This window comes from Streptomyces pseudoechinosporeus (assembly GCF_054783935.1).
The window spans coordinates 311,132-330,343 of record NZ_BAAGPS010000005.1 but is presented as its reverse complement, the minus strand read 5'-3'; the positions used below and the strand labels follow the sequence as shown (position 1 = coordinate 330,343).

The following is a 19,212-nucleotide window of genomic DNA, read 5'->3' as shown; positions in this document are numbered from 1 at the left end:
AAAGTACGCCCTACTTGATCAACGGGCGCCTTACTTGGTCAACGCGCGCCTTACTTGATCTTCGTGCCGGTCGACCGGAGGTTCTGGCAGGCCTCCAGGACACGCGCGGCCATGGACGCCTCGGCGGCCTTGCCCCACGTCCGCGGGTCGTACAGCTTCTTGGAGCCGACCTCGCCGTCGACCTTCAGAACGCCGTCGTAGTTCTTGAGCATGTGGTCGACGACGGGACGTGTGAAGGCGTACTGGGTGTCCGTGTCGATGTTCATCTTGACGACGCCGTTCTCCAGCGCGGTCGCGATCTCCTGCTCCGTGGAGCCGGAGCCGCCGTGGAAGACGAAGTCGAACGGGGACGGCTTGCCGAACTTCGCCGCGACGCCTTCGTTCAGCTCCTTCAGCAGCTCGGGACGGAGCACGACGTTGCCCGGCTTGTACACGCCGTGCACGTTGCCGAACGACGCGGCCAGCAGATAGCGGCCCTTCTCGCCCAGGCCCAGGGCCTCGGCCGTACGGATCGCGTCGTCGACCGTCGTGTACAGGGAGTCGTTGATCTCGTGCGAGACGCCGTCCTCCTCGCCGCCCGTCGGGGTGATCTCCACCTCGAGGATGATCTTCGCGGCGCGGGCGCGCTCCAGGAGCTCCTGGCCGATCGTGAGGTTGTCGGCGAGGGTCTCCGCCGAGCCGTCCCACATGTGGGACTGGAACAGCGGGTTCTCGCCGCGCGCCACGCGCTCCTCGGAGACGGCCAGCAGCGGGCGCACATACCCGTCGAGCTTGTCCTTCGGGCAGTGGTCCGTGTGCAGGGCGACCGTGATGCCGTACTTCTTGGCGACGATGTGCGCGAACTCGGCCAGCGCGACCGCGCCGGTGACCATGTCCTTGCTGTGCTGGCCGCCCAGGAACTCCGCACCACCGGTGGAGATCTGGATGATGCCGTCGCTCTCGGCCTCCGCGAAGCCGCGGAGCGCAGCGTGCAGGGTCTGCGACGAGGTCACGTTGATGGCCGGGTAGGCGAACTTGCCTGCCTTCGCCCGGTCGAGCATCTCGTTGTAGACCTCGGGGGTTGCGATGGCCATTGTCCGCTCCTTGTATGTGCGGGTGGAGTTCTGCTTACGGCCCTGACCTAGGGGGCGACGTCATCGTCGTCCCCATCTTTCCAGACTTGGCCGGTTGATCCAGCCACGCGGCCCGGGCCTGTGGACAACTCCCGTCCGGGGCCTCGGGTTACCTGTGGACAACTCCCTGTGGACACCGCTCAGTGCAGGCCCAGCTCGTCCTTCGAGTACGCGAAGAGATACGGCACCCCGGCGCCCTCCTGGATCTTCTCGGCGGCGCCCGTGGCCCGGTCGACGATCGTCGCGACGGCGACCACCTCGGCCCCGGCCTCCCGCACCGCCTCGACGGCGGTCAGCGGGGAGCCACCGGTGGTGGAGGTGTCCTCGACGACCAGCACGCGACGGCCCTTGATGTCCGGTCCCTCCACCCGCCGCTGAAGGCCGTGCGCCTTGGCCTCCTTCCGTACGACGAAGGCGTCCAGCCGCCTGCCGCGCGCGGCGGCGGCGTGCAGCATGGCGGCCGCGACCGGGTCGGCGCCCATGGTCAGCCCGCCCACGGCGTCGAACTCGAGGCCGTCGGTGAGGTCGAGCAGCACCTGCCCGACCAGCGGGGCGGCCTCCCCGTCGAGGGTGATGCGCCGCAGGTCGACGTAGTAGTCGGCCTCAAGACCCGAGGAGAGGGTCACCCTGCCGTGCACCACGGCCTTGTCCTTGATCTGCTGCAGCAGCGTGCCGCGTACGTCAGTCATGTCCGTCAGCTTAGAGCCGCCCGCCACCGGGTCCAGATGGCGTGGGTCAGAGCTGCCGCCAGGACCATGTGGTGGTGGCTTCGAGGGGCTCGATCGGGGTGACCAGGCGGGGCAGGGTGTTGAGCCCGTTGGGCGGACCGGTCTGCGGCTCCACGCACACGGCCGCCTCCTGCTCGTCGTACACGACGACCCACTCCTCGCGGCTGGCCACCTTCAGCTCCAGCTGCCCCGGCCAGGTCAGGGTCACGTCGACGCCACCGGGCATCCCGAAGCAGTCGTCCCACGGGCCCGGCTTCGGGTCGAGCCGTTGCCCGGTGGGCAGATGGTCGTCGCCGCGCTCCTCCTGCCAGGCGGCCGAGAAGTCGATGCGTACGTCGTCACCGCCCAGGTTGCGGTTGAACCACGGGTGCCAGCCGATCTGCGCCGGGAAGGAGTCGTCGTACGTCTCCACGGACATGGTCAGCGTCAGCGCGTCCTCGGCCAGCGAGAAGACCTGCGTGACACGGCCCGCGTACGGCCAGGGTTCGACGAGGTCGTACGTGATGACGGCCTCGTCCGCGCTCGTACGCGCCGTCCGCCAGGCTCCGTCGCGGGTGGTGCCGTGGATGGCGTGCGGCGGTGAGTTGAGGGGCAGTTGATGCACGGTTGCCCCATTGAGGAAGCGCCCGTCCCGGAGGCGCCCGCACCAGGGCACCATCGGAAAGCTCCCGAACTTACCGCCCTGGCGCAGCAGTTCAAGCCCGCCGACCCGCAGCCCACCGACCCGCCCGCCGTTCCCCGGCCGCACGGTCACCTCCGCGTCACCCGCGGTCAGCGTGATGTCTTCGTTATGCACGGGATGACCTTACTGGTCGGACGATCTGCGGAGGGGGCGGGGGAGTCTGGGGGCGCAGCCCCCAAGGGGCGCGGGGAACTGCGCGACCAGCCACAACGCACCCGCGGCCGAGATACGACCTATCGAGGGGGGCCGGGGGCGCAGCCCCAGCGGCGCCCACACCGGCGCCGGGTGACCAGGCAAGCAAAGGGCACCCTGAAGCGACCGTTACCGCCTGAGCGCCGCATAGGCCTCCACGCTGCTGTCCTGCAGGAACTGCCAGCACCGCTCCGCCTCATCCTTCTCGCTGATCGCGTCGGCCGCGCGCGCGAGCGCGGCAAGGCAGCGCAGGAAGCCACGATTGGCGCGGTGGTCCCAGGGAATGGGGCCGTGCCCCTTCCATCCGGCCCGGCGCAGCTGGTCGAGTCCGCGGTGGTAGCCGGTGCGTGCGTACGCGTACGACTCGACCACGCGCCCCGCCTCGAAGGCGTCGTCGGCGAGCATGGCCCAGGCCAGCGAGAACGTGGGGTGCTTGGCCGCGACTTCGGCGGGCGCCAGGGACTCCTCGCCGAGCATGCGGTACGCGTCTTCGTTCTCCGGCAGGTGCGTCGGCTCAGGGCCGCCGAGCAGGTTCTTGTGAGTCGTCATGCATGCAGTCTGCCACTTTGCGGTCAGGCGTTCGGGCAGCCTGCTCTCCGTCGGCCGACGAGCGCGCGGGGACGGCGATCAGGGCCTTCTTCGGTGGTTTCGTGGGCCACGGGTGGGGCCGTTTCCGGGAGGCGAGGTCCTCGGCCCAGCCGACCGTCAGGATCGCGGCCGCGATCAGCGGCCAGACCAGCAGGAACAGGAACCAGTCCGAGCCCAGCGGCAGATACTGCTCCAGGAACGGCACCTGCCACATCCGGTCGGTCAGCGCCACGGCGAGGATCAGCGCGACCTCGTGCCACAGGTAGATCGTGACGGCACGGGCGTTGAAGAGGCGGACCAGTCCGTCGAGCCACGGCCATCGGGGCAGTGAGCGTGGCCGGAACCTCATGAGGAGAAGGACGAAGCCCAGCGACCACAGGGCCTGGCCGAGCGGGATCGAGCCCAGGTCGTAGCCCTCGTCCGTGGGGTGCGTGAACGTGAACCAGCCGCCGGCCGCCAGCAGCAGCGCCGAGGCCGCGCAGACGGTACGGGCGCGCAGCGCGTCCAGCGAACCGTCCTGGTGGGCGAAGCCGAGCAGCCAGCAGGCGCCGAAGACGCCGAGGTCGGTGAGGGCCGATCCGACCAGGACCGGCAGGTCCCACAGCTCGTACTGGCTGATCGCGGCCAGCGTCAGAAAGCCCGCGAGGAGCGGGAGCGGGGCGCGCCGCCAGGCCCACAGCAGGACGGGGGAGAGCAGCACGAACCAGAGGTAGGCGCGGATGTACCAGAGTGTCCCGGTCAGCTGCTCGCCCCACTCGCTGCCCGGTGGATCGCCCAGCGGCAGCACCCACAGCAGCATTCGGGGCAGCTGTACGGGACTCCAGCCGCGCGCCAGCATCCAGCAGACCGCGACGGCGGCGAACACCCAGAACGGGATGAGCAGGCGCCGCATCCTGCCGCGGATCACGGAGAGTGCGGGCCTGTTCAGCGAGCGCGCCATCAGTGAGCCGGCCAGCGCGAACATCACGCCGAGCGAGGGGAAGGCGAGCGTCAGCCAGGCCCAGCCGAAGGTGTGGTACGTGACGACGCGGACCAGGGCGAGGGAGCGGAGCAGGTCGAGGTAGCGGTCGCGTCCGGTGGGGCGGGCCGGGGGCGCGGACGGTGCCGCGCCCGCGGTCCTCTGGCCCGGGATGCTGGCGAGCGAGGTCGCCGATGCGGGCCCGTCGCCCTTCGCCATGACGCGTGCGCCGACCTCGCCCGTCCTGCGCAGTTTCTGCCAGCGCAGCCGGCCGCCGCTGATCGCGGTGAGGCAGGCCTGGATGAGTACCAGGTACATCAACTGCCGGTAGACCAGCTGCTGGAGGGGAAGCGCCCACAGTTCCCGCAGCCGTTCGCCGTCGAGGCGGAAGGCGTACGCGGCGCAGACGGCCTGGATGCCGAGCACGGCGCACCAGGCCAGGGCCGTACGCGCCGGGTCCATGAAGAAGAAGCCGTAGAGGGCGAAGAGGTCGATGAGCGGGGCGAGCAGCGGGGTCAGCACCATGAAGACGGTGACCAGCGGCAGCCCGACCCGGCCGAAACGCCCGGAGTGCCCGCTGTCGCGCAGCGCGCCGCGGTGCTTCCACATCGCCTGCATGGTGCCGTACGACCAGCGGTAGCGCTGGCGCCACAGCTCGCCGAGCGACCCCGGGGCCTCGGTGTGAGCGACCGCCTTCTCCTCGTACACCACCTGCCAGCCCGCCCGGTGCAGGGCCATGGTGATGTCGGTGTCCTCGGCGAGCGTGTCGTCGCTCATCCGCCCGGCCTGCTCGAGCGCCACGCGGCGGAACCCGCCGATGGCGCCCGGGATGGTGGGCATGCAGCGCAGCAGGTCGTACATGCGGCGGTCGAGGTTGAAGCCCATCACGTACTCGATGTGCTGCCAGCGGCCGATCATGGTGGTGCGGTTGCCGACCTTGGCGTTGCCCGCGACCGCGCCGACGGCGGGGTCGGCGAAGGGCTGCACCAGCTGCCGTACGGTGTCCGGTTCGAAGACCGTGTCGCCGTCCATCATCACGATCAGGTCGTGACTGGCGTGCGCGATCCCGGTGTTGAGGGCGGCGGCCTTGCCGCTGTTGCGCTGGGTGAGGACCGTGACGTTCGGCAGGTCGAGCGCGGCGGCGATCTCGGGGGTGCCGTCCGTCGAACCGTCGTCGACCACGATGATCTCGATGGGATGGTCGCTCGCGGCGAGCGAGCGCACGGTGTCGGCGATGCACTCGCTCTCGTTGTACGCGGGGATGATCACGCTCACCGGTTCGGTGACCGTATCGCCGTCTCCCCAGGCGAAGTCCGCTCTGCGACGGGCCCGGGCATGGCGCCGGGCGAGGACGAGCATCGCCAGGAAACGGCCCAGCACCAGCACACCGACCACGGCGAGCAGACCGGCGAGCACGGGCAGCGCCCACTCGGAGAAGACCACCGCGGCCACGAAGGCCCGGCCCCGCCACAGCTCGGTGTCGGACACGGGCTGGTTCAGCGGGCCGGACCCGGCGGCGTCGGCGACGGTGGTGAACCGGTAGCCACGCGCCTGGAGCTGAGGGATCAACCGGTCCAGGGCCTCGACGGTCTGGGAGCGGTCGCCGCCCGAGTCGTGCAGCAGGACGATCGCCCCGTCGTCACCCTCGGGCATGGCCGCGTCGACGATCTTCTCGGCCCCCGGCCGCTTCCAGTCCTCGGTGTCCCGGTCGATGAACGCGACGAGATAGCCCTGCTCGCCGTGCCGCTCGACCACCGGCCAGGAGGCGTTGTCGAGAGCCTCGGGCTTCGAGGAGTACGGCGGCCGGAAGAGCGAACTGTGGATCCCGGCCGCACCCGCCAGCGCGAGCTGCGCCTGCGACGTCTCGCGGTCGATGCCCGCCGCGTCCTTGTACGCGAGGTCGGGGTGGCCGAAGGTGTGCAGCCCGATCTCGTGTCCCTCGCGCACCATGTCCGCGACGAGGCCCGGATGCCGCGACGTCATGGTGCCGGTGACGAAGAAAGAGCCCGGGACCTGGTGCTTGCGCAGGACGTCGAGGACCTTCGGGGTCCAGGTCGGGTCCGGGCCGTCGTCGAAGGTCAGCACGATGGTGCGGTCGGGCGTGGTGTGGGCCCGGGGCTGTTCGCCGGTGGCGTCGACGATCGGGCCGCCGTTGAGGATGCCCCGGGGTACGTCACCGTCCGCGACCAGCGGGTGGGTGCGGTGGTCGGCGGCGTAGTCCCCTCGTACGTAACCGCCGAGCATGAGGACGCAGACCAGCGCCAGCAGGACGAGCGAGGGGACGACGATGTGCGGACGGGGCCGCCGGGACGCCGGGGAGGTCCGCGGCGCTGTCGGACGTGGTGCTGTCGACGTCGAGCGGCGGCCGGCGAGCAGGCGTGTCACCCAAGAACCCCGCCCAGGAGACCGTCCACCGTGTCGGTGACCGGGTCCAGGACGCCGTCCACCACGTCGCCGAGGCCGCCTCCGTTGCCGGTGCCGCCTGTGCCGCCTCCGCCTGTGCCGCCGGGGTCGGAGGGGGTGGACGGCTCGGTGGTCGGGTCAGTGGGGGTGGGGTCGTTCGGGGTGGGATCGGTGGGCGTTGTCGGCTCTTCGCCCGGGTCGTTCTCGTCCGGGGCGTCCGGGTTCCCGCCGTCGGCGGGGGGAGCGGGCGCGGGCGGCGTCGTGGTCGTCGGGCGGTCGGGAGTTGGTGTGTCGGGGTCGGTGTTCCTGCCGCCCGCCGGTTCTTCCACGCCCCCCTCGGCCTCCTCGGCGGTCGGGGTTTCGCTCGGCCGGTCGGCCGAGGGATCCGCCGCCTCGTCCCGTGCTGAATCGTTACGCCCACTCCTGCTGGACTCCGGTGCGCCCTGGTCCCGCCCGTCGGCGGCGCCGATGGACGGCTCGCTGTCCCGGTCCCGTATCGGCATCAGCGTCTCGGGAGCGAACGGCGCCGCGCCCGCCAGGCTCAGCCCGAGGGCCAGGCAGTAGGTGACGCAGATGCCCCCCATCCCCCACCCGACACGGCGGACCCAGCGGGGACGGCGCCCACTGGAGTCGACGAACACCGGGTCGCTCTCGGATGCGGAGGCTTCGGCTTCGGATACGGACCTGGCCGTGCTGCGGTTCTCGGCGGCGGTCTCGGACGTGCTGCCGTCCTCGGCCGTGGTCTTGGCCGTGGTCTCGGCCGAGGTCCCGGCTATGTCGCCGTTCTCGTCCGCGGTCTCGGTCGTGCTCTCGTTCCCGGCGCCTTCACATGCGCCCGAGACAGAGTTCGTCACGGTTCCCCCCATGTCGAACGTTCAACTTCAACTCCCCAACCTAGAAGCCGAAATGGACGCCCGCAGGGGAGATTCGAGTTGTCACACATTCCTCACAAGCTGTGTGTTTGCTGTATTTGCGATGTTCCCGCTGGAGTCTGCGCCCGATCGGTGTGACCAGGCCGCCCTTGCGATCCCGGTAAGTGACTGCGCAAGATGCGGGGTGGGGACCGGGGCCCCCGTGTCGACAACGGCAGGGGCGGACCGCTACCCGGAGTACACAACAGGAGACAGCGATGTCCCACGAGGCTGAAGAGCCCGAGACCCCGCATCTCGACTTCCAGGGCACGACCCCGTACGAGGACTACGTACAGGCGGATGTGCTCACCCACCTCCAGCACACCCTCTCCGACGATCCCGGAGAGATGGTCTTCCTGGTCACGACCCAGGTGATGGAGCTGTGGTTCACGGTCATCGTCCACGAGTGGGAAACCGCGACGAAGGCGCTGCGCGAGGACGACGTGCCGGTCGCGGTGGCGGCGCTGAAGCGGTCCGTACGGGAGCTGGAGGCGCTGAACGCCTCCTGGAAGCCCCTCGGCCAGCTGACCCCGGCCCAGTTCAACTCGTACCGCAACGCCCTCGGGGAAGGCTCCGGCTTCCAGTCCGCGATGTACCGACGGATGGAGTTCCTGCTCGGCGAGAAGTCCTCGTCCATGCTCGTGCCGCACCGGGGTGCGCCCCGCGTGCACGCCGAACTGGAGAAGGCACTGCATGAACCGAGCCTGTACGACGAGGTGCTGAGGCTCCTGGCCCGGCGCGGGTACGCGATTCCCGCCGCCGTGCTCGAGCGCGATGTCTCGCTCAGGTACGAGCCGTCGCCCGAGGTCGAGCAAGTGTGGGCGTCCCTGTACGCGGGCGACGACACCTCCGAACTCACCCGCCTCGGCGAGGCGTTGACCGATGTCGCCGAGCTGGTGTGGCGATGGCGCAACGACCACCTGGTCGCGACCCGGCGCGCGATGGGCGCGAAGGCCGGGACCGGGGGTTCGGCGGGTGTGGCCTGGCTGGAGAAGCGGGCGCGGAAGAACGTGTTCCCCGAGCTGTGGACGGCGCGGTCCTATGTCTGAACGGTATGAACTGAGGGTGAGGGCCGCGGAGTTGGACGCGGCCGACGAACTGGCCAAGCTGCGCTCGCAGTTCGTACTCGACGACGTCGTGTATCTGGACGGGAACTCTCTCGGCGCGCTGCCGGCGGCCGTGCCCGGCCGGGTCGAGGACGTCGTACGCCGGCAGTGGGGTGAACTGCGGATCCGCTCCTGGGACGAGAGCGGGTGGTGGACGGCGCCCGAACGGATCGGGGACCGGATCGCTCCGCTGGTGGGGGCGGCGGCCGGGCAGATCGTGGTGGGCGACTCGACAAGTGTCAATGTTTTCAAGGCGGTTGTCGGGGCGGTGCGGCTGGCTGGGGACGGCCGGGACGAGATCGTCGTCGATGCCACCACGTTCCCCACGGATGGTTACATCGCCCAGTCGGCGGCGCGTATGACCGGCTGCACGGTGCGTGCGGTGGCTCCCGGCGACGTACCGTCGGCACTCGGCCCGCGTACCGCGGCGGTGCTGCTGAACCACGTCGACTACCGCACGGGCCGCCTGCACGATCTGCCTTCCTTGACAGCGGCCGTGCATGAGGCGGGAGCGGTCGCCGTCTGGGACCTCTGCCACAGCGCGGGCGCCCTGCCGGTGGGGCTCGACGAGCACGGGGTGGATCTGGCGGTCGGCTGCACGTACAAGTACCTGAACGGCGGCCCGGGTTCACCGGCCTTCCTGTACGTACGCCGCGACCTCCAGGACCGCTTCGACTCCCCGCTCCCCGGCTGGAACTCCCACGTGGACCCCTTCGGCATGCGCTCGGAGTACGAACCGGCGGGAGGCGCACCGCGCGGCCGCGTCGGCACCCCGGACATCCTCTCCATGCTGGCTCTGGAGGCGGCCCTGGAGGTGTGGGAAGGGGTGCCGATCGAGACAGTCCGCACCAAGTCCCTCGCGCTCACGGACTTCTTCCTGGAGTGCGTCTCGGCGTACGTCCCCGAGGGCCGGGTGGAGTCGGTGACCCCGTCGGCCCACGCGGACCGGGGGAGCCAGGTCGCGCTGCGCTGCGATGACGCACGGGAGGTGATGCGCCGCCTGATCGCCTGCGGAGTGGTCGGCGACTTCCGCGAACCGGACATCCTGCGCTTCGGCTTCACGCCGTTGTATGTGGGGTTCGGGGATGTGGAGAGGGCGGTGAGGGTGTTGGCGGGGGTGGTGGGCTGAGTTGGTCTGCCTCGGGGGCGGCGGGGCTGCACCAAGGTGCGGCTCCGCCGCTGACCGGGCCGTGCCCCCGCACTTGGTGCACGGCGGTGCTCACAGGCAGGCAGATCTACGAGCGTTACAGATCCACCCCGCCCGGCCGGTGCCCCACCGCCAGGAGGTGAGAGCTCGCCGCGAGCAACTCGGGGTACGGCTCGGCCATGCGTGCCGCGGTCAGGGCGGACTCGAACATCTCGGATCCGATCAGGGACTGTCCGGTGTGCCGCTCGGTCGCCGCCAGAAGCGACCAGGCAGGGCCCTCGATACCGAACACTTCGGCCTCGGTGAAGCCGGCCGCGGCCACCTCGTCGCGCAGCTGCTCGGCGCCATGGAAGTACGCGGCGGTGAAGGCCTTCCTCCCGTCGTGCGTCTGCGTCGCGAGGATCTTGCCGATGCTCTGCTGCACCGGCTCACGGTGGAGATGCGCGAACGCCGTGTGCTCGAACAGCGACGCGTACTTGTTGATGCCGGCCGCCCCGATGAGGGCGCCGGGCTTGAGGACGCGGTACGCCTCGGCGAGAGCCCGGTCCCGGTCGGCGCGCTCGAGCAGGTGGTAGAGCGGGCCCAGCAGAAGGACGACGTCGTACGAGGCGTCCTCTGCGGTGAGCTGGCGCGCGTCTCCCAACTCGACCGTGGCGCCGGTCTGCTTGGCCTGCTCGATGTGGCGCGGGATCGGGTCGACGAGGTGCACGCTGTAGCCGTCCTCGACAAGCCATCGAGCGTGGACGCCTGGGCCGCCGCCGACGTCGAGGATGCGGGCAGGCGCGGGCGGAAGACAGCGGCGCAAGAGCTCCTGCGTCCGTACCAACTCGAGGCGCCCGTCGGCCGATACGGTCAATCGCTCGGCCTCGTTGGTCTCGGTGTAGAAGGTCACGATCTCTGGCGCTAGCTCAGGGCTCGGCATGGCGGCATTCTGGTGCCTCACCGGTGGACCAGTCCAGTGATCGGAAAGCACGTCCCATGCCTCTGTTGAAGTACGAGCAGATTGCCGAGGATCTGCGCACGCGGATCGCCAACGGAGAGTTCGGCCCGGGCGATCTGCTGCCATCCGGCCGTGACCTCGCCGAACAGTGGGATGTGTCGCGGGCCACGGTCGTCAAGGCCTACGACGTGCTGCGTGCCGACGGCCTGGTGGTCGCCCGGCAGGGCGCCGGGTTCACCGTCGCGGAGACGCCGGTTGCCCGGCCCGCAGGGGGACGCCGCGCAGGTTCCAGCCGTGTGGCCGGAGGCGCACCGTACCGGCGCCTCGGTACCCCTGACCGCACGGTGCCGCCGCCGCACGTCGCCGATGCGCTCGGGCTGAAGCCGGGTGAGGAGGCGCTGCGGAGGATCCGGCTGGTGCTGCTCGATGACGGCTCGCCGCAGTCGCTGGTCACCGCGTGGTTCCCGCCGTCGATCGCAGACGCCGCGCCGCGGCTGGCCGCGAAGGGGCCGATTCCGGAAGGCACCACGCACTACGTCCGGCGGGAGACGGGCCGCTTCCCGGCGGAGGGAGTGGACACCACGACGGTGCGGCTGGCCTCGGCCGAGGAGGCCCGGCTTCTGGAGGTGGAGCAGCCTGCTGCGGTGGCCGTTGCGCTGCACGTGGCGTTCGACCAGGACCATCGACCGCTCGTGTGCGAGGAGGGCGTCACGCCGTCGCACGTGTTCGAGGAGACCGACAACTACCCGATGAGGTAGGGAAATCGCGAATCGCTTGACTGGACCGGTCCACCGGTCCAGTCTCATGCCATGCGCACTGGAGACAACGCCTGCAGTCCTGTTGAAACGGAGCCCGGGGTGCTCGTCCACACCTGCGCCGACCGAGAAATGGCAGCCGCCCATTGGCTGCTGTCCGCCGCCGACAGACCTAGCGAGGCCCGCATGCAGTGGGCCGAGCACGGGATCACCCTGCTGCGCTGCGGCAGCCTGTTCTCCGCCGTCCGCGTTCCGGAAGGGATCGTGCATGCCGCCGCCGGGACCGGCGAGGCCGGGCGCGTGAATGCGTACCTCGCTGTGGCCGTCCTCCACGGCCCGGTGATTCGTGATCCGCGTCAGGGCCGGTACTACGCGCTGGTGCCCGCCAGTACCGCCGCCCGGTGGCGTGCGCCGGACACGGACTGCCTCGGCCGGGGCTGGCATCTCGGCGTCCCGCGGACCGATGTAACCCGCGCCCCGGACGACGCGTGGCGCCCGTACTGGTCAGTGCCGATGCCGTCACCCGGTGAACTCTGCTCACCCGGGGCCGTCGCGCAGCTCGTCGCCACCGGCCGCTACCGGCAGGCATCGGAGGCACTCGGATGAACGAGACCACCGAGGCCGAGACCGAGCCGTCCACCGAGGAGGAGGCGGCGCTACCGCTCGGAGAGCGGTTGTTGCGGTCGGCCACGCCGCGGGAGCGAGTGGCCGTTCGGGCTCTCGTCGAGGAGGGGCACCTGCTCAACCTGGACGCCGTGAAGGCAGCGCTGGTCAGGGAGACGGACAGCGGCCCGCGGTGTAGCTGGGACCACCTGAGCGTGCGTCTCCACGAGATGGGCCTGGACGATGAGCAGCGGGCCTTCGTCGACCTCGTCCTGTCGACCGTGACCAGTCATCAGACGAGCCTCGCTCGCGTGATCGGGATGGAGCCGGCTCTCCGTGCCCGTCACCGTCCGGCAGCCCGACGGCGAACGGACCTCGCCACTGACCACCATGATCTACGACCTGGCCGGCCTGCCTCATCCCACCATCAGTGTGGACCTGCGGGGCCTGCCCTTCTGATGTGCTGAGCAGGATTCACCATGAGGTCAGGCTGCTTCGGCAAAGGGACGTCCGCCCCGGCGGATGCCCTTCTCGCTGCGGGTGCGGGCGCACTCGCGGCGTTGGGCCGCCAGCACGTCGGGGTGGCGGGCATTGGTGTTGGGCTCAGGTGGAGCCAATTGACTTGTTCACAGCGGGCCCCGAAGATCGCTAACCGGGACCAGAAGACTCGTTCGAAGCCAAAAACCGGGCAGCAGCACTGCATGAAGTCCCGTCCTCGTTTCACGTTGGCTGCCACCACTCTTGATGCACCGAACGCCCACGAGTTGGCGCAGTTCTACCAAAGCCTCCTCGGATGGCCGATGCAGAAGGAAGAACCGGGCTGGGTGGAGATCGCACCGCCCGACGGCAGTGCCGGGCTGTCGTTCCAGACAGAGCCGCTCTTCACCCGTCCGCAGTGGCCTTCCACCCGGTCCGAGCAGCAGATGATGATGCATCTGGACATCGAGGTGAACGATCTGCCATCGGCTGTCGATCACGCCCTTGCTCTGGGAGCGACCGTGGCGGACTTCCAACCTCAGGCCGATGTACGCGTCCTGTGCGACCCGGCGGGCCACCCGTTCTGCCTCTTTGCGCGCACCGGCCCGAGCGCCTGACGTGGGTCAGGTAGTGAGTCTGCGGTAGCCCATGCGACGCCGAGAACTGGGACGAGAAGCTGCACGCCGCGATGGCCGCCCTCCGCATCACCCTCCTTCAGGAGTGGGCGCAGGCGCAGTGGCTGCTGTGTTCGTACATGGGCTGACCGGTCACCGTTCGCTGCCGCCCGCAGCAGCGTGGCAGCCCCGTGTCGGCCCACGTCACAGGGCTGGTACCGTCCGGCCAACGTTCGAACAGCGCTGAGAGGTTGGAGCATGCCGGATGACGACGCAGCCCGAATAGCCGCGGAACCGGACGCCGTCGCTGCCCGTGCCGCGGCTGAGGAACAGTCGGCTTTCTCGCATCCGCCTGTCGATCCCGATACCACCGCCGCGTACGGCGACCATCCCGACCAGGTGATCGACTTCTATGCGCCGCGCGGGGGCGAGGAGTCGGCGCCGTTCGTCGTCGTTCTGCACGGGGGCGCCTGGCGGGCCGCGTACGACCGTCGGCACATCACCCCGTTCGTGGACTTCCTGGCCCGGCGGGGTTTTGCCGTGGCCAATGTCGAGTACCGGCGTGGCGGTGCCGGGTCGGGGGAGGGCGATGACGGTTCTGTCGCGGGGCGTTGGCCGGACACCTTCGACGACGTCGCGGCGGCGCTCGACGCGCTCCCCGGTCTCGTACGGGAGGCCCTGCCGCAGGCCGATGCGCGCCGTACGGTGATCACCGGGCACTCGGCGGGCGGGCAGCTTGCCCTGTGGGCCGCCGCCCGGCATCTGCTGCCGGCGGACGCACCCTGGCGTACGGAGCGGCCGGCGCCGCTGCGGGGTGTCGTCGCGCTCGCTCCGATCGCGGACTTCGCTGTCGCCGAGAAGCTGGACGTATGTGCTGGCGCGGCTCTTCAACTCCTGGGCGGGGAAGGGTTGTTCGGTGAGCGGCAGCCGTACGCCGATCCCGCACTTCTGCTGCCCACCGGAATCGCCACGACCCTGGTGCAGGGCCGGACAGATATCGTCGTGCCGCAGGCCGTCGCCGAGTCGTACGCGGACGCGGCGGCGAAGGCCGGAGAGGTGGTGGGGCTTACGCTCCTCGACGGCGTGGGGCACTTCCCGCTGATCGATCCGGCTGCGGACGCGTGTGCGGTGGTGGCGGAGGAGATCGCACAGCTGGGTTGGTGAGCCCGCAGCTGGGTTAGTGAGCCCGCCGTTGGGCTTGTGAGCCGGTTGGTCGATGGGGGCGGTGGTGGGCTGATGTCAGCTCAGGTCCGGCCGCCCGGTCATACCCGTAATACCTGAGAGCTACGTCCGAGGTGAGCTCCCTGGCGGGACGCTGACCACGAGGTGGCGTCCGTAACTTCCTTTCCAGTGAGGCCCGATGAGCGGGTCGGTGAGCTGGGAGTGGGAGGACGGGCGTCATGGGGGTGCGGGGGAGGCGGAGGCTGCCGGAGCCTGGAGCAAGGCTGGATTCGGCGGAGGAGACGGCTGAGTCGGCTGGTTCGGATCGGGCGGTTCGGCCGGGGCGATTCGGACGGCTTGGCCGACTGTCGCGCGGTCTGCTCGCCGCGCTGGTCACGGCCGCCGTCGTCGTTCCCATATCGGCCGCTGCCGCACACCCGGAGATCCCGGCCCCCGCACCGGCCCGCCTCACGGCGGTGAGCCCGGCCAACCTGGACGACGCGTACGCCGCGAACCGAGCGAACGCCGCCGAGGCGGCGCGCATGGCCGCCGAGCACGGCGACCACGGCCGCGCGTCCGCGGTTCGCTCCATGGCGGACCCCGGCCGGCACTTCCTCTCTTTCGACGCCCGCGGCTCCGGCCGCGCGGTCGAGATCTTCGGCGACCTGGCGAAAGCCGAGCGCGTGGCCGTACTCGTCCCCGGCTCCGGCACGAACCTGGACACGTACGAGCGCTTCCGCGCAGGTGCCGACGCCCTGCACAAACGGCTCGGCATACATGGCGCGGTCGTCGCCTGGCTCGGCTATGAGACGCCCGGAACGATAAGCCCCGAGGTCCTCACCACGGGGCGTGCGAAGGATGCGGCACCTGAACTGCGAGGTTTCATACGGGAGTTGGAGGCCCTGAATCCGCAGGCCCGGGTCTCCCTCCTGTGCCACTCGTACGGAACCGTCGTGTGTGCAGAGGCGGCCGAGAGCGCCTTCCGGGCCGCCGGTTCCGTACGGTCCTCCGGGTCCGCTGGGCCCGCCGGTTCATCCGGTGCCGCCGTCGCCTCGCGTGCCGCAAGCGGCGAGGGCGACCTCGGCGTCTCCGACATCGCGCTCTTCGGCAGCCCCGGAACCGGCGCCGACTCCGTCGCCGGGCTGCACACGGACGCCCGCGTATGGGCGGGCCGAGGCGCCGGCGACTGGATCGAGGACGTCCCGCACGCCAAGGCCGACCTCTTCGGCACCACCGTCGGCTTCGGCACCGACCCCGTGTCACCGGACTTCGGCGCGCGCGTCTTCGCGGCGGGCGACGGCGGCCACAGCGACTACCTCAAGCCGGGCTCGGTGTCCCTGGACAACCTCGCCCGGATCGTCCTCGGGGAGACTTCGGAGGTGACCCATGCGTGAGCTGAAGTTGAGGGGGAGGGTGGGGGAGGGGGAGGGCCCCCCGAAGGACTCCACGCGGAACTCTGCCCAGCCCGGCAGCTCGCCGAGCACCACCCCACGCCCGTTCCTCCGGGAATCCCTCCACCGCTTCCACCGAGCCACCCACCAGATCGACGCCGCCACCCCACCCCACCGCGACCGCTCCCTCGACGCCCTGCGCGCCTTCGCGATACTCGGCATAGTTCTCGGCCACTGGCTGGTCACGGCGCTGGTCGCGGACGGCGGCGCACTGCGTACGTCGAGCCCGCTGGCGTATATGCCATGGCTGGCCCCGGTCTCCTGGGTCTTCCAGACGCTCGCGGTGTTCTTCCTGGTGGGCGGCCATGTGGCGACCAGGAGTTATGAGTCGGCGCGGGCCCGTGGCACGACGTACGGGAAGTGGCTGCGTACGCGGCTGTCACGCCTCTTCGGGCCGGTGGCCGCCGTGCTGGGCCTGTGGACGGTTGCCGCGGTCTGCCTGCTCGTGACGGGGACGGGCGTGTCGACGGTGCATACGCTGCTGAAGCTCGTCCTGTCACCCCTGTGGTTCCTGCTGGTCTTCGCGGGGCTGACGGCGCTGACCCCGCTGGTGGCGCGGGTCAACCCGCTGTGGCCGCTGGCCGTCGTTCTCCATGTGGACCTCATACGTTTCGGGTTCGGCGGACCGGCCTGGCTGGGCTGGAGCAACGTGGCGGCGGGCTGGCTGGTCCCGTACACGCTGGGCGCGGCCTGGACCAGGGGCGAGCTGACCCGGCGTTCGGGGTGGGTGCTGCTGATCGGCGGTGCGGCGACGACCGCGGTGCTTGTCGCGTGGGCCGGTTATCCGGCGTCGATGGTCGGCGTCCCCGGCTCCGCGGTCTCCAACCTCAACCCACCGACCCTGGCCGCGGTCACCTTCGGTCTGGCCCAGTGCGGTCTGGCGTTGCTGCTCCGGGAGCCGTTGCGCCGGGCGATGCGGCGGCCCGTGGCGTGGGCGGGGGTGGCGTTCGTCAACCTCTCCGCGATGACGATATTTCTCTGGCACCAGACGGCGCTGATGTCGGTCACCGCGACGGGCCTGTTCGCGGGCCGCCTCCCGGGACTGCACACCACCCCCGAGAGCCTGGCCTGGATCCTGGCCCGCCTCGCCTGGCTCCCGGTCTTCGCCCTCGCCCTCATGGTGTGCTGGGCCGCCTTTCGCTCCTACGAACAGGGGCGGCGCCGTCGCGGTGGGCGCCTGTCGCGCGTGGTCCACGTACACCGTGGCAGGGCGGGGTCGAAGGGTGTTCGCCGTGCCTAGGGTGGTGTGGATGAGTGCGGTGGAGAAGCGGCTGGTTCGGGGACTGCGGGTGCTGCGCGAGGACCTGTGGACCGGGAAGGCGGATCCGTTGCCGCCCTCGGTGTGGTTGCGCTGGCTGCCGCATGGGTTGGTGGTTCTGGTCGCGATCGGCACCACCATCGCCAACGTGGATCAGTTCGGTGACGGCTACCACCTGGGTACGGAGTATGCCCTGGTGTGCGCGCTGGCCCAGGGCGCGGCGGTGGCGATGGCGCTGCGGTGGCCGATTCCGGCGTGGTGGCTTTCGACGGTGGTCACCGTTGTGGTGACCATGGGAGCGCGGTCTCAACTGAACCAGCCCGACTTCACCCCTCCCTGGCCATGGGGCCCGGCCGGGATGATCGCGCAGTCCATGGTGCTGTTCCTGTTGGCGCTGCGGGTACCCACCCGCGTCGCCACCGAGGTTCTGGCGCTGACCGCGCTGGTCACGTACGTCATCCAAGGGCTGATCGGTGCCACGAACTACCAGTCGACGGGCACGCTGGCCGTGGCCCTGTTCGCCGGCGTCGTCCTCCTCGGCACCGCCCTCCGCGGTCGCCGCGAAGCCCGCACCCAGCTCGTCGAGCAGGCCGGTATCACCGCCGAGGAGCGTGCCCGCCGTACGGTCCTGGAGGAGCGCAACCGCATCGCCCGCGAGCTGCACGACGTGGTCGCCCACCACATGTCGGTCATCTCCATCCAGGCCCAGGTCGCCCCCCACCTGGTCGAGAACCCTTCCGACGAGCTCAGGGAGAACCTCGACGGCATCCGGCAGAACGCGCTGGAGGCGCTCACCGAACTGCGCCGCGTCCTGGGCGTACTGCGCTCGGAGAACCCCGACGACCCGTACGGCCTCGGCGCTCCCGGCACCGGAGTCGCCCCCGACGCCCCGCAGCCCACCCTCGACCGGCTCGACGTGCTCGTCGAGAACACCCGAGCCGCCGGTCTCAAGGTGAACACCGAGATCAGCGGCGAGGTGCTTCCGCTGCCGCCGGGCGTGGAGCTTTCCGCGTACCGGATCATCCAGGAGGCGCTGAGCAACGCGCTGCGGCACGCGCCCGGTTCCGAGGTGCGCGTGGAGCTCACGCACTTCCCGCGCGGCCTGCAGATCCGGGTCGTCAACTCCAGACCCCGGCGCCCTGCCCCTCCTTCCCCCGGCGCGGGACACGGTCTGCTCGGTATGCGGGAGCGCGCGGCGATGCTCGGTGGCACTCTCATGGCGATGGAGACGTCCTGCGGCGGCTTCACGGTGGCGGCGTTCCTGCCCCGCGCCGGAACCGCCGATGGAATGGCCTCCCTCGACGACACTGTCTCCGACAACTCCACAGACTCCCCGGGAGAACGACCATGACGAGCGGCACCATCCGCGTACTCATCGCCGATGACCAGCAGATGGTCCGGCAGGGCTTTTCGGTGCTGCTCAACACCCAGCCCGACATCGATGTGGTCGGCCAGGCGGTCGACGGCCTGGACGCGGTCGCCAAGGTCGCCGAGCTCGTCCCGGACGTCGTCCTGATGGACATCCGCATGCCCGAACTCGGCGGTATCGAGGCCACCCGCCGTATTACCTGCGAGACACCGCAGATCAGGGTGCTGGTGCTGACCACGTTCGATCTTGATGAGTACGTGTATGACGCGCTGCGCGCGGGTGCCTCCGGCTTTCTGCTGAAGGACGCGTCCGCGGACAAGCTGGCGGAGGCGGTCAGGGTGGTCGCCGCGGGGGACGCACTGCTCGCGCCGGGGATCACGAGGCGCCTGCTCGCCCAGTTCTCCCGGCTTGACGGGGCTCCCCGCGCCCCGCTCAAGGAACGCGTCGGTGAGCTGACGGAGCGCGAGACGGAGGTCCTCGCCCTGATCGCGCAGGGGCTGTCGAACGCCGAGATCGCCGAGCGGCTGGTGGTCGCCGAGCAGACGGTGAAGACCCATGTGGGCCGGATCCTGGTGAAGTTGGGGTTGAGGGACCGGACGCAGGCGGCGGTGTTCGCGTACGAGTCGGGTCTGGTACGGCCCTCCGGGTACTGAACCACCGATCGCGGAACCGCCTGCCGGGTACGGGCCGTGGGCGTCCGCGCGGGCTCGCCCCTGGCTACCCGTAGTACCTGAGAGGGACTCCGGAGGACCCTTCT

The 19,212-nt window shown here is 70.3% G+C and carries 17 protein-coding genes and 3 pseudogenes; 11 read left to right on the top strand and 9 right to left on the bottom strand.

All coding sequences use genetic code 11. The features are described 5' to 3' along the window. Positions 1-50 precede the first annotated feature (50 nt). The 7 genes and pseudogenes from fbaA to ACYVO6_RS08120 form a co-directional block, all read right to left on the bottom strand. Positions 51-1,073, bottom strand: coding sequence for a class II fructose-bisphosphate aldolase (gene fbaA / locus ACYVO6_RS08150; RefSeq protein WP_461058774.1), 1,023 nt, complete (start codon positions 1,071-1,073; stop codon positions 51-53). A 179-nt stretch (positions 1,074-1,252) separates the two neighbouring features. Further along, positions 1,253-1,801 (bottom strand): orotate phosphoribosyltransferase, encoded by a 549-nt coding sequence (gene pyrE, locus ACYVO6_RS08145; RefSeq protein WP_461058772.1) that lies wholly within the window; start codon positions 1,799-1,801, stop codon positions 1,253-1,255. A 46-nt stretch (positions 1,802-1,847) separates the two neighbouring features. Then, positions 1,848-2,636 (bottom strand): aldose epimerase family protein, encoded by a 789-nt coding sequence (locus ACYVO6_RS08140; RefSeq protein ID WP_461058770.1) that lies wholly within the window; start codon positions 2,634-2,636, stop codon positions 1,848-1,850. Between the two features lie 207 nt (positions 2,637-2,843). Then, complete coding sequence (locus tag ACYVO6_RS08135; protein ID WP_461058768.1) at positions 2,844-3,263, bottom strand: DUF3151 domain-containing protein; 420 nt, start codon at positions 3,261-3,263, stop codon at positions 2,844-2,846. After that, positions 3,229-4,308 (bottom strand): annotated as a pseudogene (locus tag ACYVO6_RS08130) (acyltransferase family protein); the annotation flags it as partial. The gene ACYVO6_RS08135 and the pseudogene ACYVO6_RS08130, both read right to left, overlap by 35 nt. 177 nt (positions 4,309-4,485) lie before the next feature. Then, positions 4,486-6,504, bottom strand: a pseudogene (locus ACYVO6_RS08125) (bifunctional polysaccharide deacetylase/glycosyltransferase family 2 protein); the annotation flags it as partial. 137 nt (positions 6,505-6,641) lie between these two features. Further along, positions 6,642-7,517 carry a hypothetical protein gene (locus ACYVO6_RS08120; protein ID WP_461058766.1) on the bottom strand — a complete coding sequence of 292 codons (876 nt, stop codon included), beginning with the start codon at positions 7,515-7,517 and terminating at the stop codon, positions 6,642-6,644. Positions 7,518-7,792: 275 nt separating this feature from the next. Between ACYVO6_RS08120 and ACYVO6_RS08115 the strand changes: the two genes are divergently transcribed. Both ACYVO6_RS08115 and kynU read left to right on the top strand, forming a co-directional pair. Further along, entirely contained in the window at positions 7,793-8,623 is an 831-nt protein-coding gene (locus ACYVO6_RS08115) for a tryptophan 2,3-dioxygenase family protein (protein WP_461058764.1), read from the top strand. Continuing rightward, on the top strand, positions 8,616-9,809 hold the full coding sequence (kynU, locus tag ACYVO6_RS08110) for a kynureninase (protein ID WP_461058762.1): 1,194 nt from the start codon (positions 8,616-8,618) through the stop codon (positions 9,807-9,809). Before ACYVO6_RS08115 ends, kynU begins: the two co-directional genes overlap by 8 nt. A 115-nt stretch (positions 9,810-9,924) precedes the next feature. On the opposite strand, the gene ACYVO6_RS08105 is transcribed toward kynU, so the two are convergent. After that, positions 9,925-10,749, bottom strand: a complete 825-nt coding sequence (locus ACYVO6_RS08105) for a class I SAM-dependent methyltransferase (RefSeq protein ID WP_461058760.1) — start codon at positions 10,747-10,749, stop codon at positions 9,925-9,927. A 56-nt stretch (positions 10,750-10,805) separates the two neighbouring features. Here ACYVO6_RS08105 and ACYVO6_RS08100 point away from each other — a divergent pair, with 56 nt between their 5' ends. From ACYVO6_RS08100 to ACYVO6_RS08090, 3 genes are all read left to right on the top strand, one after another. Continuing rightward, the gene (locus tag ACYVO6_RS08100; protein WP_461058758.1) at positions 10,806-11,525 is read left to right on the top strand and encodes a GntR family transcriptional regulator; all 720 of its coding nucleotides are present in this window, start codon (positions 10,806-10,808) and stop codon (positions 11,523-11,525) included. Positions 11,526-11,654: 129 nt separating this feature from the next. Next, positions 11,655-12,128 carry a hypothetical protein gene (locus ACYVO6_RS08095; protein ID WP_461059333.1) on the top strand — a complete coding sequence of 158 codons (474 nt, stop codon included), beginning with the start codon at positions 11,655-11,657 and terminating at the stop codon, positions 12,126-12,128. Positions 12,129-12,461: 333 nt separating this feature from the next. Next, positions 12,462-12,584 (top strand): hypothetical protein, encoded by a 123-nt coding sequence (locus tag ACYVO6_RS08090; protein WP_461058756.1) that lies wholly within the window; start codon positions 12,462-12,464, stop codon positions 12,582-12,584. A gap of 26 nt (positions 12,585-12,610) precedes the next feature. On the opposite strand, the pseudogene ACYVO6_RS08085 reads toward ACYVO6_RS08090, so the two are convergent. After that, positions 12,611-12,724 (bottom strand): annotated as a pseudogene (locus ACYVO6_RS08085) (integrase); the annotation flags it as partial. A 102-nt stretch (positions 12,725-12,826) separates the two neighbouring features. Here ACYVO6_RS08085 and ACYVO6_RS08080 point away from each other — a divergent pair. From ACYVO6_RS08080 to ACYVO6_RS08055, 6 genes are all read left to right on the top strand, one after another. Further along, on the top strand, positions 12,827-13,219 hold the full coding sequence (locus ACYVO6_RS08080) for a VOC family protein (RefSeq protein WP_461058754.1): 393 nt from the start codon (positions 12,827-12,829) through the stop codon (positions 13,217-13,219). A 255-nt stretch (positions 13,220-13,474) separates the two neighbouring features. Next, on the top strand, positions 13,475-14,380 hold the full coding sequence (locus ACYVO6_RS08075) for an alpha/beta hydrolase (RefSeq protein WP_461058752.1): 906 nt from the start codon (positions 13,475-13,477) through the stop codon (positions 14,378-14,380). A gap of 236 nt (positions 14,381-14,616) precedes the next feature. Beyond that, complete coding sequence (locus tag ACYVO6_RS08070) at positions 14,617-15,771, top strand: alpha/beta hydrolase (protein ID WP_461058750.1); 1,155 nt, start codon at positions 14,617-14,619, stop codon at positions 15,769-15,771. Then, positions 15,764-17,068, top strand: a complete 1,305-nt coding sequence (locus tag ACYVO6_RS08065; RefSeq protein WP_461058748.1) for an acyltransferase family protein — start codon at positions 15,764-15,766, stop codon at positions 17,066-17,068. Before ACYVO6_RS08070 ends, ACYVO6_RS08065 begins: the two co-directional genes overlap by 8 nt. 10 nt (positions 17,069-17,078) lie before the next feature. After that, positions 17,079-18,437: a sensor histidine kinase gene (locus ACYVO6_RS08060; protein ID WP_461058746.1), complete on the top strand. Its 1,359-nt coding sequence runs from the start codon at positions 17,079-17,081 to the stop codon at positions 18,435-18,437. After that, complete coding sequence (locus ACYVO6_RS08055; RefSeq protein WP_461058744.1) at positions 18,434-19,108, top strand: response regulator; 675 nt, start codon at positions 18,434-18,436, stop codon at positions 19,106-19,108. Before ACYVO6_RS08060 ends, ACYVO6_RS08055 begins: the two co-directional genes overlap by 4 nt. Positions 19,109-19,212: the final 104 nt, after the last annotated feature.

Coding starts and splice junctions, on each gene's coding strand:
- fbaA (WP_461058774.1), bottom strand. CDS start 1,073: ATGGCCATCGCAACCCCCGAGGTCTACAACGAGATGCTCGACCGGGCG.
- pyrE (WP_461058772.1), bottom strand. CDS start 1,801: ATGACTGACGTACGCGGCACGCTGCTGCAGCAGATCAAGGACAAGGCC.
- ACYVO6_RS08135 (WP_461058768.1), bottom strand. CDS start 3,263: ATGACGACTCACAAGAACCTGCTCGGCGGCCCTGAGCCGACGCACCTG.
- ACYVO6_RS08115 (WP_461058764.1), top strand. CDS start 7,793: ATGTCCCACGAGGCTGAAGAGCCCGAGACCCCGCATCTCGACTTCCAG.
- kynU (WP_461058762.1), top strand. CDS start 8,616: ATGTCTGAACGGTATGAACTGAGGGTGAGGGCCGCGGAGTTGGACGCG.
- ACYVO6_RS08105 (WP_461058760.1), bottom strand. CDS start 10,749: ATGCCGAGCCCTGAGCTAGCGCCAGAGATCGTGACCTTCTACACCGAG.
- ACYVO6_RS08100 (WP_461058758.1), top strand. CDS start 10,806: ATGCCTCTGTTGAAGTACGAGCAGATTGCCGAGGATCTGCGCACGCGG.
- ACYVO6_RS08095 (WP_461059333.1), top strand. CDS start 11,655: ATGGCAGCCGCCCATTGGCTGCTGTCCGCCGCCGACAGACCTAGCGAG.
- ACYVO6_RS08080 (WP_461058754.1), top strand. CDS start 12,827: ATGAAGTCCCGTCCTCGTTTCACGTTGGCTGCCACCACTCTTGATGCA.
- ACYVO6_RS08075 (WP_461058752.1), top strand. CDS start 13,475: ATGCCGGATGACGACGCAGCCCGAATAGCCGCGGAACCGGACGCCGTC.
- ACYVO6_RS08070 (WP_461058750.1), top strand. CDS start 14,617: ATGGGGGTGCGGGGGAGGCGGAGGCTGCCGGAGCCTGGAGCAAGGCTG.
- ACYVO6_RS08065 (WP_461058748.1), top strand. CDS start 15,764: ATGCGTGAGCTGAAGTTGAGGGGGAGGGTGGGGGAGGGGGAGGGCCCC.
- ACYVO6_RS08060 (WP_461058746.1), top strand. CDS start 17,079: ATGAGTGCGGTGGAGAAGCGGCTGGTTCGGGGACTGCGGGTGCTGCGC.
- ACYVO6_RS08055 (WP_461058744.1), top strand. CDS start 18,434: ATGACGAGCGGCACCATCCGCGTACTCATCGCCGATGACCAGCAGATG.